Consider the following 13365-nt stretch of genomic DNA (forward strand, 5'->3'; position numbering starts at 1 on the left):
CTTGAGAAATGATAGGGTGGCGCTCGAACTTTGCAGGAACACTTCATGCGCCGCCCCTCCGTCTGGAAGAACCGAGGTTTCACGCTCATCGAGCTGATGATTGTCGTGGCGATCATCGGCCTCCTCGCCGCCGTCGCCGTCCCGAACTTCCTCAAGTTCCAGGCTCGCTCCAAGCAGGGCGAGGCCAAGGCCAACTTGAGGTCCTGGTTCGTCAGCCAGCGCGCCTATCTCCAGGAGAAAGGCGTCTACGCGGAGTCGCTCAAGACGATCGGCTTCTCGCCGGAGCGTGGCAACCGCTACGCCTACTACTTCGCCGACACCGCCACCCAGGCGTGCGAGGAGCGCAAGAGCGACGGTTCCATCGCCTCGCCCGATTTCCCCAACTGCGTCACGGTGGACCAGGGCAGGTTCATGGAAACACCCCCCACGCCGACGCCCGCGGCGGTCAGCTTCACCTGGGTGGGCGCGGGGGATGACCCGAAGGCCCCGGGCCTCTCGGGCTCCTGCCCCGGTTGCAACATCGATGGCTTCGCGGTGGGCAACATCGACAACGAGTCGATCGGCCTGGACACCTGGTACATCTCCACCAAGGACGCGAAGGTGAGCGCGCCTCCTTGCGGCAGCGATGAGCTCGTGGCCGTCTCGGGCGTGCCGTTCAACGTCTTCAACGACACCGACTGCGACTGAAGGGGGTGGGCGGGTCAGACCCGCCCCCGCCTATCGCTCCGCCGCCTCCTGGTGGTGCTGGACCACGACGCGCTCGGCCTGCTTGCCCACCAGCTCGGCGTAGTGATCGTGCCGCGCCACGAAGCCGCCCAGGCCGGACGTGGCCGAGCGTAGCTCGACGATGAAGCCCTGCATCTCCGCCTGGGGGACGTAGGCGGTGAGCACCTCCCAGCCCGGTATCTCCGGGTGGGTGTCGAAGCCCAATATCTGTCCCCGGTGGCCGGTGACGAGCCGCTGTGCGCGCGGAATGGCTTCGTGTGGCACGTGGATGCCCACCTGGAGGATGGGCTCGAGCAGCACCGGCTCCAACTTGGGCAGTATCTCCACCATGGCCAGACGCCCGGTGGTGCGGAAGGCCTGGTCCGAGCTGTCCACCGAGTGGTACGTGCCGCCGGTGAGGGTGACGGCCACGTCCACCACGGGGAAGCCGAGCGGCCCGCGTCTCAAGCCGTCCTTCACGCCTTCCTCCACGGCGGGGATGTACTGCTTGGGCACCGCTCCGCCCACGACGGCCGAGGTGAAACGGAAGCCCTCACCCCGGGGCAGGGGCTCCACGTCCACCACCACGTCGCCGAACTGCCCATGCCCGCCGGACTGGCGTTTGAAGCGCGCATGGTGCGAGCCCTTGCGGCGGAGCGTCTCCCGGTAGGGAATGGGCAGCGGGCGTGTCACCACGGGGACGCGCATGCGCGCGCGCAGGTGCTCGAGGGCCTCGCGCAGGTGCAGCTCGCCCTGTCCGCCGAGCAGCAACATCTGTGAATCCGCCTCCTGATCCACCGACAGGGAGGGGTCCTCCTCCACCAGCCGGGCCAGGGCACTCGTCAGCTTCACGTCATCGGTGCGCTTCTCGGCGACGATGGCGACCTGGTGCACCGGCGGCGGTGCCAGGGGCCAGTCCCTGGCGGTGTGCACGCGTGTGGGGTCGGCCAGGTCACCCGTGCGCATCGTCTCCACGCGCCCGACGGACACCACCTCGCCCGCGCGTGCCGTGCCGGCGGCGGTCTGCTTCGTCCCGTGCACCCGCTGCACGCCGCCCACGCGCCCGTTGGCCAGTGTGCCTCCGTCCTGCACCTCACCGCGCCAGACACGCACCATCGACAGCTTGCCCACGTGGGGCAGGTGCTGCGTCTTGAAGGACTGCACCAGCGTGGGCCCGTCCCCGGGGAGGCCCAGGCGCTCGCGCGTCTCCTCCACCGTGGGGACCTCGTGCCGCAGGCCCTTGAGGAGCCGCTCCAGGCCCAGCCCCCGCTCCGCCGAGCCGAGGAAGACGGGCACCAGCCTGTCCTCCCGCAGGGCCCGCTCCAGCTGGCCATAGAGTGCCTCCGGTGGGGGCACCACGTCCTCCAGGAGCTGCTCGAGCAGCTTGTCGTCCAGGTCCGCCAGCCGCTCGATGAGCTCGCGCCGCGCGGTCTCCTCGCGTGGGCGGTCTCCGTCCGGCAGGGAGATGAGCGCGGGTTTTCCTTCCTGGCTCTCGCCCCAGGCGCGCTCGCTCACCAGGTCCACCACGCCCACCAGGTGCCCGCCCTGGCGCAACGGTATCTCGCGCAGCACGAGAGGGCGGGAGGAGACGGCCTGTAGTGCCTCCAGCACCTCCCGCACGGACGCGCTCCCCTCATCGAGCACGTTGAGGAAGAGCAGGTGGGGGATGCGGTGTGCATCCAGGAAGGAGAAGAGGGGCGCCAGGGCCGCCGCGCGCTCGGGCGCGGCGTCACACACCACCACGGCCGCGTCGCTCACCATGAGGGCGTGACGTGCCTCCTGGGTGAACTCCGAGGCTCCCGGAGTGTCGATGAACGTCCATTGCTCACCGAGGAACCCGGTATGGGCCACGGACAGCTCGAGCGTCATGCTCCGTCCGGTGTCCGCACCGGCTGCTCCCGAAGCACGCACTTCCTCCGCACCCGTGGACCGCAACAGCGACTCGAACAGGGTGGTCTTTCCCACACCCTGGGGTCCTACGAGGGTGACGACTCTTGGCGACGCGGGATGTTTCATCACCTCGCCCTCCTGCAGGCAGGCCTACGCTCCCAGGAAGGTGGGTCTCCCCGCCATGCACGGGAAGCGTGATGGCCAGGAGGATCGAGGGCCTTCCTCCATGCTCGCCCTCGACGTCCGGCGTGCGACGAAGGCCTCGTCCCCAAGGGAGGGCCCGAATGGGCGCGTGACGCTCGGGGCCGCTTCCCTGTATCGATAGGCAGTTCGAGCCCTGGTACCACCATGAGCCCAAGGTGGTGCCGATCGCCTCGAACGTGGACCGGTTCTTCGACAGTTACTCGCGCTACCTGGAGACCCTGGCCGCGGACCCGCGCTACCAGGGGGGGCCGGCGAGATGGACCTCCGCTTCCCCTGGGACGCGACCGCGATTCTCTCGCGGGACGAGCGGCTGGTGGAATTGATGCGCGCGGGGCGCTTCGATTCGTTGATGAAGAACGTAGACGAGGTGACGCGCCGTTGGGCCGCCAATGTGATGACGCAGACGCGGGTTGCCCTGGGCGTCGTTGATCGCGACGCTCGCCACACCCTCCATGAGACGGCAAAGGGGATTGGACATGGCGAGCCGTGACCCTAGCAGGCTGCTGAAAAAGTCCGACGGTGGTCAGCCACGCCACTACCGGTTGGACAAGGCGTTGGACCCCAACCGCATATGTTGGGGGTCGAGCAGGGGCCCCGACCCTTTTTCAGCACCCTGCTAGCAGGCAAGAAGCGCCAGGAGTCGTGAGCCAGCACTCCGCACTCCAGGTACTTGGCGCGCGTCCCGCTCCACGTACTGGGGCAGTCCGCGTCCCAGCTCGCTCTCCGGACACCTCCGGCGGCGGGTTCGATTCCCGCCGCCTCCACTGGATGTAGCACGGCCCCGGCCGCCATCAGGCGAGCCGGGGGTTTTTCTTTTTCGGCCGAGGCCGCCAGCGCCAGCCAGGCGAGCTGGCCGCACTCGTGACGCTGGACCTTGAGCTTCCTCATCTCGGCGCAGAGGGCCTCCCACAGGAACGTGGTGTAGAGGTCGATGTCTTGCGCGGGGTGTGCGTGCAGAGTTCAAGGGTGGCTTCTAGGCATCCGGCGAACATGCCCTCCCGCGCCTCGCCGGTGCCCACGAACAGGCGGAAGGTCATGCGCAGGTTGTCCCGCGTCAGGCTCGCCTTTATGGTGGGCTTACCGCATTTCGAGTACGTGCTCGACGACCTGACGGCTGAGCGGGAAGAGGCGCTGAAAGCAAGGCCCGGTCCGCCGCTGGCACGGCTGGCGTGATTGGTGCTGCGCTACGGGTGTACCGGCAACTGTCCTGGAAGCTGCCGGAGTGGGCGGCCCTGTTCGCCCAGGTCCAGGCGGCTGCAGAGGGAAGCGAACACCTGGTGGTGGCATCCGTTATCTGCTGTGGACGGGGGACGAGGCCGTCCTTGAAGCGACGGGTCGGGTGCTACATTCCGTCCTGGTTGAGCAACGAGCGGAGGCGTTGATGCGGAGCTACGGCGAGGAGCTCATCGAGCGGGGCCTGGTGCGAGGCAGGGAAGAAGGGCTGACACGGGGCTTGAGACAAGGGCGTGCCGAGTACATCCTGCGGACTCTCGCCGTACGGGGGATTCATGTCGACGAAGCCTCGCGGCAGCGCATCCTCGATTGCACGGAGGTGGAAACACTCGACTGCTGGTTCGACCGGGCGCTCCAGGCAACGACCCTCTCCGAGCTGCTGGATGACGGGGACGATCCGGCAAGGACCCGCCGATCGATGAACCTCCGAGAGATTGCTGAATACTGCTGGCGCAATCGCATCCGGCTGCCGTTCCACGCTGAAGATGCGTGGGCCGACGATACCTTCATAAATCCAGACTCGCCGTCGTCTACAACGGACAGGATGCAAACGTCTTCGGCCGAATCCGAGCCCATTTCACACTACAGAACTCCGGGACCGGCGCTCTTGGTATCCGGTGGTATCCGCTCCACGACCGCCAATGGCACGTTTCCGCCTTGGCCTTGAAGCATCTTGAAGGGGACCGGTCTCTCGACTATGCCGATCGGGAGATGATCAAGAGGTATTGCATAAGCAAGACCGGACGGATAGCCGTTGAGCAGATGTGGCGCACCATCTACGGCTGGCCGGTTCTCTGCAAGGAATAGGGCCGTGGCCAAGCGCTGCCCGGTGTTACGCATAGGCGGAATAGAGGCCGTGTGGAGGGTGAGGGCTGGAGCGGTGTGGCCGAGGAGGGCCGCTGACAGGTGCCGCCCGAGCAGTGAGCCCGGTCGGTGGAGGGGCAGCGCAGCCCCGTGAGGTACACGCCTGCCCATGCTGCCCGCCCATGGTTCCATGAAGCCAGGGGCACGCGCACAGGGGTAGAGAACCGGGTTTCGTGCCAGCCCACCAGGTCCCTCTGACAACCCCATGCGTCCTGGAAAATGCGGCTTGCCTCCCTATCCCATGTAGGGTGAACAATCACCGGCTCACGCTCCTGGGGTGCTCCGAGGGGCAGGAGGAGCCGGTCATGCGTCAGCTTGTCACCCACGCCCTGTGCCTGGTGCTGATACCGATGTTGGCTCGAGGCGCCCCGCCCGGCCGAGCACTCGAGCCTGTCGAAGTGCGCGAGTACGACGGCGGCTGGGGGCGTAAAGGGGTCCAGCTCATCTTCAAGCGACTCCCTCCCGACCGCGACCAGGGGGCGCTGACCCTGGAGGACGGGCAAGCCATCCGTGCGGCCTTCGAAGAGGTATACGGCAAGCAGGAGCCACTCCCTCCGCCACGGTACCCCGGCGGGACGAGGCTCGCGAGTGTGGGGACGCAATATGTCAGCACGGCCCCTCCAGAGTGGCAGGAGAAGATTCGCAAGGACTATGAAGAGCTTTACAGGAAGGGGCCGTCTGCCCTCGCGTTGCCAAACAACCTGGAAAACAGCCGCTTCTTCCAGGCGCTGAGGCTCTCCCCTCAATATATGGGAGAGAGCGCACGCGAGGCGGCCCTGGAGCTGTTCAGCTCGCCCGCTTTTATCGTATCCATGGCCGCCTCAATGACTTTGTATCTCGCGGCGCTCGCGGCACCTGAGCCCGTTCTGAGTAAGGGTTTTGTGGCGGCTGTCTCGCTATGGCTCCTGGTCACCTATGGCGCTACGGAAATCATGAACGTAGCGATGGCGGTCAAGCAACTGTACCAGGAGGCCGAGGCGGCGCAGGACTTCGAGCAGCTGGACAATGCCGCCCAGAACTTTGGCCCGAAGATAGGCGGCACGGCGCTGAGAGTCCTTGTGACGATAGCTCTGGGGCGGCTGGCGGGGAAGCTGCCTCAGGTGCCCAAGGCGCCGGGAGGAGGTGGACTGTGGACAAGGCTCGGCATGCCCCGGTACGCCCTGTCGAGAAATGTCACACTGCAAGGGGCACCGGTCGTGCAGGGGGCCGGTGCGCAGGTGACGGTCGTGGTCGGAGAGGCAGCGGTTACAGAGACCTCCGTGGCGAACGGGACGGTCCTGCTGATGGGGGCTCTGCTGGGCACAGAGGCCTCCGCGGCCAATGCAGCCATCAAGGCGGCTCGGACAACGGGAGGCTGCCGGGAAGACAACAACAAGGGTGATGCTCCAGAACACCACATTGCCACCGACAAGAATGGCAAGGCCGAAGTCAGAGGCGGCCCCTGGACACCACAGTTTGAGCCTCTCTTCGAACGAGCCGGCATGAGCCTCAATGATCCAGCGAACAAACTCTTTGTTATTGGCCATAAGGGACCGCACCCCGAGCAGTACCATCAAGAGGTTTATGACCGCCTGAATGACGCAATCAAGCTGTGCGCAGGGCCAGACGAATGCAGGCGCAAACTTACCAATGCGCTTGATGAAATTGCGGGCGACCTCTGCAGGTCTGGCTCAAGACTCAATAAACTCGTTACAAAGAAGCCATGAGCACTCAGGATAGATATTTCCGTCTAACGGGCGATGTACACATTCCGGGGCGCTGGTACGTCCAAGGCCCATGGGACGCTGAGGGAAGGAGGATTATTCCCGGGCGACTACAAGAGGGAAAGGCTTTGAGCTTGGACTGGATGCCCTTCTTCTCTGTGCGTTACCCCGGGCAGGCACTCGATTATACAGAAACAGAGGCCACTGCCGTTGTAAGCCATCTCTTTGTTTCCCTGTGCGAGCAGCTAGGCATCCAGAACGACGTGCAGTTCATCCCGGCGCGAGTGGAGAACCAGTCTGAGCGGTATTTCATCCTCAACACACTCCACATCATCAGGTGTATTGATGAGGCTCGATGCGAGGAGGTTACGTTTTGGGAGCCCAGGCATGGAGAGCCAGAAAGGGTGGGCGAATACCGGAACGTCGCCGGTCTGAGGATAGACCCGACGAAGGTAGGCGGCGCTAATATCTTCCGTCCTTGGGGCTGGACGGTGGTGCTGATCGTCTCCGAGCGCGTCAAGCTGGCCATGGAGGAAGAAGGCCTCACCGGTGCCAAGTTCATCGAAGTGTGACTGGGAGCCTTCCGTTCGTTGCGTGCACCGGACCATGTGGAACACCGATTCCGGGCAAGTGAAACGCACCCGGGAGGTAGGCAACGGGATGGGTGACACCGTGGAGCGTTGACAGTGCTAGACGAGCTGCCGCCTCTGACCTCCCCCAAGGAGGTGTTGATGGCGGCAGAGAGGCTGTCCATGCGCAAGCTGAGAGAGTTGTTGAGGCAGAGGTTGGAGCTGAATCTGTCGGTGCGGGACACGGTAGGCACCGAAATAGGTGCTTTCTACTTGGCCGCTCGCCTCTTGGCCTCCGCCGCAAAAGCAGCTATCCATTTCTGCAAGGTGGCATTGTCAAACGAAGCGGCAGTCGCTTCCGCACTGATTTGTGATGCCCAGTGCTTTGCGAAATATCCAATCTCGTCGAATCCCTTGGCGGCGTGCTCAAAGGATGTGTACTGCCCAGCGCGTGCAATATCTGCTGCTTTATAAGCGTCCTTGCTGATGTTCTCAAACATGGCTTGAAGCGAGCCTGGAGCATTGGTGGTCACGAGCACCTCTCGATGTGGAATACCGCGTGCTGTGGCGATACGCCTAAGAAGTTGGCACCGTGCGTGTCTCAAAAGGTGATGTCAAGATTATTGAGGCGATTTTCGCAGAATCTATCGCTGCTCTCCTAGCCTGCCGTGTTCAACTCGGGCCCCGCGTAATAGAGATGCCCGAAGCACGGGACGGTGATGGCCACCAGGGCGCGGCAGGCGAGGCTCGGGGCGATGGATGCTACCAGGGGCCCGGCATTAATAGGCTAGGGCATCGGCGCCAGAAGACAGCCCGAGGGGCGGAGTGCTCGCCGCTCATCGCCCGGCGAGGGGTCCAAGGGGATCAAAAAAGGACCAAACCAAACGGACGCGCCTGGACTCGCCCGGACAGATGGGCGCCCCATTTTCAGAGGGAAAACGGGGGGCCTTTGGTCCCGAGTGGGGGCGGCTCCGCCCTTGGCGGGTTCGATTCCCGCCGCCTCCACTGGAAGTTACATAAGACACATGACGGATAAAGAAGCGAAAACAGCATTACGTCTGGGATTACTACCTGACTGCTTGGGCGACTCGCGGTTCAGCGTGGCGGCAACCGGTTCTGCACCAGCACGGAGAACATCGCCCACCGCCGTGACTTCTATCGGCTTCGAGAGATGCGCGAGCGCGACCTTGAGTTCGTGAAGATGCTCATCATCGATAAGATCAGCCCAGAGCTTCGGGTTCTGGCGAAGGGCTGGATTCCACACTTTACTGAGGTGTTTCGTCTCCAGAAGCTGTATCGCGAGAGCGGAAGCCAGAACACTGAGCTAGAGAGGGAACTGGATACCGCGATCAACAACCTCGAGGAGGATCTCCACTCAGGAATTGAAGATTCGGCGGTTCCGATTCTCGATTCGCTACGCCAGGGGGATGTTGCGCTCCTGGCTGACCCCGAGCGCTATATCGACTTCTCGTTGTTCATGGCGATGCAGTACATGCGCACTCCTTCTATCATGGACAAAGTGGTTCGTGCCGCGAACGGGTTCCCTCAGTTCGACTTCAACATCGATGCAGCCTGGGGGCTCATGCGCACCATCTATGCAACGAACATGGGCTCGGTCTTCTACCGCCTGCGCAACTCGACCCGGCTTACGATTCTCAATGCCCCATGTCCTCTTCACGAAGCTATACACCGACTTCGCCCACGCCATGTCTCAGGCCTGACACGGTACGCAAATATCCAATACCACCGTCGACCCTGGCCCTTGTCAGGTGTGTCCACGAACCGGGGCCGCCTCGGCCCGTGGCCCCTGAACTGCGGAATCAAAGCAGCTCGACCTTGCCGGAAGAATCATCAACCACCACGACAACAGGGCCATCCATCACTGCGGTCCCGTCGAACCTGTCGAACACGACCACCCATTTCCCAGGCAGCCTGGGAATCTCTCGCGCGGCCGCATTCAGGGGCAAGTCCCTACCCGTCCTTTCCCTGACATACCGCCGCGCAATTTCCGTGGCCTCTTCAGGACTCATCAAAACACCTTCTCGATCCACGCCGGGCCAAAGCCTCCATCCGGTTTGATCAGGACATCAACCAGGCGCTCACATCATCGCCATTCAACATGACTCTACATGGTGGGAAGACCCTTGAGCGTATGCGGCATGGTCACCAGGCTCAAACGCTCCGGGTTCCAGAGTCCAGAGCTGGTATCCAGGACCAGGTGGCCCTCTCGACGTAGCAACAAGACGTAATCCCCATTGAACACGAGGACCGCATCACCCTGCACCTGGCGGATTACCGCCAGCACACCCCTGAGCATGGAGGCCACGGCTTGCTCCCATTCGCCAGGGACCGGGTCATAAGCAAGCGTGAAGTGGACGGCCAACTTGGGCTCGATGGCCAGACTCTCCTTGTAGACCATCCTCACCGGGGCCGGCATGCAATACGCATATGTGAGAAATCCGGGACCCACGATATCCTCGTAGCATCCATCCTCCGACTGCCTGGCCTCCACCACCAGGCCCAACTCCGCCATCACCAGCCCCAAGATATGCTGTGGGTCCAGCTCGGATGCGACACAGAATTCATAATCGAGAGACATGAAGCATCTCCATCAACCATTCCCATATCAAAAGAAGCGCTGCTGGAAGCGCTCGCAGTAGCGCACCAGGTTCTGCTGCGCCAGCGTGTACTTCCGAAGCGGTGAGTCCACCGGAAACGCGATGATGCTCACGATGAACGCGTAGAGCGCCGCGTCGAACGAGGTGGGGTTGTCTCCCAGGAGGAACGGCTTGTCGCCGAGCACCGTCGCTACCGCGGAGATGTCCGCCTTGCCCATCTCCAGGATCTCCTCCGGCCGGTGGCGGCCCAGGCCCTGGGTGCGCATCGCCTTGGTCATCCCCCGGCGAATCATGGGCACGACGAGCTTGCCGACGACAGGCGGGAAGATGGCTTCGAAGATGGGCTTGTAGATCCGCCACCCTTCCTGTGAGACCCAGCGCTCGTGGACGATGTGCCAGTAGAGGCTGTCCTCCAACACGCGCCGTACCAGGTGGCCCCCGGCGACCTCTTCCGCGCTGAGCTTCGCGTCGAGTGGGTCTCCGTGCTTGCGCTTGAGGTGCTCGATGATGAGCTGGGAGTCACCCAGGAACGAGCCATCCTCCTCGATGAAGGGGATCTTCCCCTTGGGGGCCTTCCCGTAGTCGGCCTCCTTCGCCGTGTAGGGGAGCCCAGCCATCCGGAGATAGGCCTCCAGCTTCAGGCAGAAGGGGCTGATGTTGCCGATGCCGAACGCGGCGGGGCCTTGATGAAGGATGAGCATGGGGAGGAATCCTGCTTCCTCTCCAATGCCTGGTGCAGCTGGAAAACAACCTGTCGGTGGGCCGGGTGGAGGTGGTGACGCTCGAACAGGCTCCGAGAGCGGAAGAACATGGGCGGGACTAACGCGTGAGGCGCGTATCGACGCCGGTTCTCTCGTCCGTGCGCAGGGGAATCCACCAGCGCTCGCCCGCGGAGAGCCCCTCGCGAGGGCTGTAGAGCACGGCCACCGCGCGGCCGAGCAGATTCTCCCGGGGCACCAGTCCCCAGACGCGGCTGTCGGCCGAATTACCCCGGTGGTCCCCGAGCACCAGGTAATACCGCGGCGGGATCACCACCTCGTTCATCGCCGGCCCCTGGTAGGGCTCCGGGTCGAGGGGGTGGAGCGCTCCCGGCAGCAGCTCGAGCCGCGCTCCATCCTCGGTGAAGCGCTGCTCCACGGGCTGCCCGTTGAGGACGAGCGACTCCCCATCGAAGAGGACGCGGTCGCCCGGCAGGCCCACCAGCCGCTTCACCATCACCTTGCCATCGATGGGCGAGTCGAAGACGACGACGTCTCCCCGTAGGGGCTCCGTCTCGGTGAGCCAGATGTGGGTGAGGGGGATGCGCAGCCCGTATGCCCGCTTGTCCACTGCCAGGTGGTCCTGGATGCGCAGCGTGGGCTCCATCGAGCCGGAGGGCACGTGGTAGTGGTCGGCGAGACTGGCGCGGCCGACGAAGAGCACCGCCAGCGCGACCACTTCGACGAGGTACGGCCTCCACCTGGATCGGTTCGGTGTGCTGTCGTGTGTGCGACCCATCGTTCCTCCTCGGCGCCTCCATTGTACGGCCGGAGCGCGTACCCATTGCATTCTCCAGGGCTGCACGGGGGAAGGGCCTGTGGCATAGATGGTAAGGCCATGTCCGACGCACTGCATCAGGAACTCGAGCGGCTTCAGTCGCTCGGCCGTACGCCCGAGGCCCTCGCCACCGGAGAGGCCCTGGCGGCCGATTGGGCCCGGCGCGGCCAGCCGCTGCGCGCCATCGCGGTGTGCAGGGTCCTCCTCCAACTCGACCCGGGCCATGTGCGCACGCCGCAACTGCTGGCGGACCTGTACGCGCGCTCCGATGCCTCGGGGGCGGCCGCTCCCGCCGCCGGCTCCGAGGCGCTGCCTCGAGTGCCCCTCTTCTCGCAGCTCGCCCGCGAGCCCTTCATGGAGCTGGTGGGCGCGGTGGAGCCGCGCTCCTTCCAGCCCGGACAGAGCCTCATCACCGAGGGCGAGCTGGGCAGGTCCACGTTCGCCCTCGTCGAGGGGCGGGTGGACGTGATGCGCCAGATGGAGGGCGGCGAGCGGCGCACACTCGCCTCGCTGGGGGAGGGCGAGTTCTTCGGGGAGATCGCCCTCGTCTCCGAGAGTCCGCGGCTGGCGACCGTGGTGGCGACCCAGCCCACCGTGGCGCTCGAGCTGCCGCGGACGCGCGTGGAGCGGCTCGCCCTCAAGCACCCCGCCGTCGCCGAGACGGCGCACTCCTTCTACCGGGAGCGGCTGCTGGCCAACGTGCTGCGCAGCAACCCCGTCTTCTCCGCGCTGGCCCCCGCGCAGCGGCAGGCGCTGTCACGCATCTTCGAGCTGCGGACCGTGGAGGCCGGGCAGGTCATCATCGAGCAGGGCCAGCGGGGCGAGGCCCTGTACCTGCTGTTGACGGGCCAGTGCTCGCCGGTGCTGCGCCAACCGGACGGGCGGCAGAAGGCGTTCTCCTCGCTGCGGGAGGGGGATGTCTTCGGGGAGATCTCCCTGCTGCTCGGCCGGCCGGCGAGTGCCACGGTGCGCGCGGACACCCAGTGCCACCTGCTGCGGCTGGGGCAGGAGGCCTTCGAGCAGCACGTCCTCAGTCAACCCGGAGTTCGCGCGGCGCTCATGCGTCTGGGCACGGAGCGCCTGCTGCACATCTCCAAGCTGCTCTCCGGCCGCGCCGCGCACGAGGGAGATCAGCGCGTCTGACCTCAGTGGGCGACGGTGCAGACGCCTCCTCCGTTGAGGTGCGCCTGATCCACGATGCTCTGGGTGACGAACTCCTGCAGCGTCTTCACCGTGTAGGCACCCGGCTCGTAGACGACCGGCTTGCCCTGGTTGTCCCGCAGCTCGGTCCCGTCCGGGCCCCGCAGGTCCAGCAGTTTTTGTGAGGAGAGCCCCTCCGGGGTGATGACCTTCTTCGCATCCGCGGTGGCCGCGAAGGCGTCGAAGCGCAGCTGCACCCCACGGTGCGTCCCCAGCCGGTCGTAGAACATGTGCTCGGCGTGGATGGTGACCTCCGCCTTCCCCACCGAGCCCTCCGGCACCACGATGCCCATCGTCCCGTCCGCGCCGTTGATGCAGTCCACCATGCGCGCGTCCACCGGGAACCCCATGCGGAAGCTGTAGACGCCCACTCCCTCCTTCACCGCCACGCCCTCCACCCAGTAGCTGTAGCCCCGCTCTCGCATCATCGCGAGGTCCTCCGCGGACACGCTGCCGTCGGGCAGCTTCGTGTCCTCCCTCGGCGGGCTCACCCGGAAGCCCACGCCCCAGCGCCCCGCCGCCAGGCCCTTCAGCTCGGTGAGCGGGATGTCCCCCTTCTGCACGTCCACCAGCACGTGCTCGCTCGACGCGCGCTTCTCCCCCGCGGCCGACGTGAGCGTGAAGTCCCCCAGTGACACCAGGTACTTCGTGAACTGCACGGACCAGCCATCCTGGAAGAGGTGGCTCGGGTAGCCGCGCTGCGTGCCGTCCCCGCCACTCATCGTCACCTGCACGTCCCCCTCGGCCACGGGCTCACATCCCGCCCCCGCCAGGGCCAGTGCCACGAGCGCCGCGCGCCACGTCCGGGTTCTCCATGATCCGATGTGCATGCAATCAAGGAGT

General features: G+C 65.0%; 14 protein-coding genes. 8 read left to right on the forward strand and 6 right to left on the reverse strand.

Going from position 1 to position 13365, the window contains the following annotated elements; translation table 11 throughout:
- The first annotated feature begins 45 nt into the window (after window positions 1-45).
- The gene (locus NR810_RS17670; protein WP_257453829.1) at window positions 46-687 is read left to right on the forward strand and encodes a prepilin-type N-terminal cleavage/methylation domain-containing protein; all 642 of its coding nucleotides are present in this window, start codon (window positions 46-48) and stop codon (window positions 685-687) included.
- Window positions 688-717: 30 nt separating this feature from the next.
- On the opposite strand, the gene NR810_RS17675 is transcribed toward NR810_RS17670, so the two are convergent.
- Entirely contained in the window at window positions 718-2721 is a 2004-nt protein-coding gene (locus tag NR810_RS17675; RefSeq protein WP_257453831.1) for an elongation factor G, read from the reverse strand.
- A gap of 334 nt (window positions 2722-3055) precedes the next feature.
- Here NR810_RS17675 and NR810_RS17680 point away from each other — a divergent pair, with 334 nt between their 5' ends.
- The 5 genes from NR810_RS17680 (at window position 3056) to NR810_RS17700 (ending at window position 7171) form a co-directional block, all read left to right on the forward strand.
- Window positions 3056-3289, forward strand: a complete 234-nt coding sequence (locus NR810_RS17680; protein ID WP_257453833.1) for a hypothetical protein — start codon at window positions 3056-3058, stop codon at window positions 3287-3289.
- Between the two features lie 545 nt (window positions 3290-3834).
- On the forward strand, window positions 3835-3972 hold the full coding sequence (locus NR810_RS17685) for a hypothetical protein (RefSeq protein WP_257453834.1): 138 nt from the start codon (window positions 3835-3837) through the stop codon (window positions 3970-3972).
- A 208-nt stretch (window positions 3973-4180) separates the two neighbouring features.
- Window positions 4181-4699, forward strand: coding sequence for an RpnC/YadD family protein (locus tag NR810_RS17690; RefSeq protein ID WP_257453835.1), 519 nt, complete (start codon window positions 4181-4183; stop codon window positions 4697-4699).
- Between the two features lie 502 nt (window positions 4700-5201).
- Window positions 5202-6602, forward strand: a complete 1401-nt coding sequence (locus tag NR810_RS17695; RefSeq protein ID WP_257453837.1) for an AHH domain-containing protein — start codon at window positions 5202-5204, stop codon at window positions 6600-6602.
- On the forward strand, window positions 6599-7171 hold the full coding sequence (locus NR810_RS17700) for an imm11 family protein (RefSeq protein WP_257453839.1): 573 nt from the start codon (window positions 6599-6601) through the stop codon (window positions 7169-7171). The genes NR810_RS17695 and NR810_RS17700 overlap by 4 nt, the downstream gene beginning before the upstream one ends.
- 266 nt (window positions 7172-7437) lie before the next feature.
- On the opposite strand, the gene NR810_RS17705 is transcribed toward NR810_RS17700, so the two are convergent.
- Window positions 7438-7701, reverse strand: coding sequence for a hypothetical protein (locus NR810_RS17705; RefSeq protein ID WP_257453841.1), 264 nt, complete (start codon window positions 7699-7701; stop codon window positions 7438-7440).
- Between the two features lie 638 nt (window positions 7702-8339).
- On the opposite strand from NR810_RS17705, the gene NR810_RS17710 reads away from it, so the two are divergent.
- Window positions 8340-9158: a hypothetical protein gene (locus NR810_RS17710; RefSeq protein WP_257453843.1), complete on the forward strand. Its 819-nt coding sequence runs from the start codon at window positions 8340-8342 to the stop codon at window positions 9156-9158.
- A 135-nt stretch (window positions 9159-9293) separates the two neighbouring features.
- On the opposite strand, the gene NR810_RS17715 is transcribed toward NR810_RS17710, so the two are convergent.
- The 3 genes from NR810_RS17715 to lepB all read right to left on the reverse strand — a co-directional run bounded on the left by NR810_RS17715 (window position 9294) and on the right by lepB (window position 11283).
- Window positions 9294-9767 (reverse strand): SitI3 family protein, encoded by a 474-nt coding sequence (locus NR810_RS17715; protein ID WP_257453845.1) that lies wholly within the window; start codon window positions 9765-9767, stop codon window positions 9294-9296.
- 27 nt (window positions 9768-9794) lie between these two features.
- Window positions 9795-10487 (reverse strand): glutathione S-transferase family protein, encoded by a 693-nt coding sequence (locus NR810_RS17720; RefSeq protein WP_257453847.1) that lies wholly within the window; start codon window positions 10485-10487, stop codon window positions 9795-9797.
- A gap of 118 nt (window positions 10488-10605) precedes the next feature.
- Window positions 10606-11283, reverse strand: coding sequence for a signal peptidase I (gene lepB, locus NR810_RS17725; protein ID WP_257453849.1), 678 nt, complete (start codon window positions 11281-11283; stop codon window positions 10606-10608).
- A gap of 99 nt (window positions 11284-11382) precedes the next feature.
- On the opposite strand from lepB, the gene NR810_RS17730 reads away from it, so the two are divergent.
- Complete coding sequence (locus NR810_RS17730; RefSeq protein WP_257453851.1) at window positions 11383-12465, forward strand: cyclic nucleotide-binding domain-containing protein; 1083 nt, start codon at window positions 11383-11385, stop codon at window positions 12463-12465.
- A 2-nt stretch (window positions 12466-12467) separates the two neighbouring features.
- Here the strand turns inward: NR810_RS17730 and NR810_RS17735 are convergent, their stop codons facing one another.
- Entirely contained in the window at window positions 12468-13352 is an 885-nt protein-coding gene (locus tag NR810_RS17735) for a hypothetical protein (RefSeq protein ID WP_257453853.1), read from the reverse strand.
- Window positions 13353-13365: the final 13 nt, after the last annotated feature.

This window comes from Archangium lipolyticum (genome assembly GCF_024623785.1).
Taxonomy (GTDB): Bacteria; Myxococcota; Myxococcia; order Myxococcales; family Myxococcaceae; genus Archangium; species Archangium lipolyticum.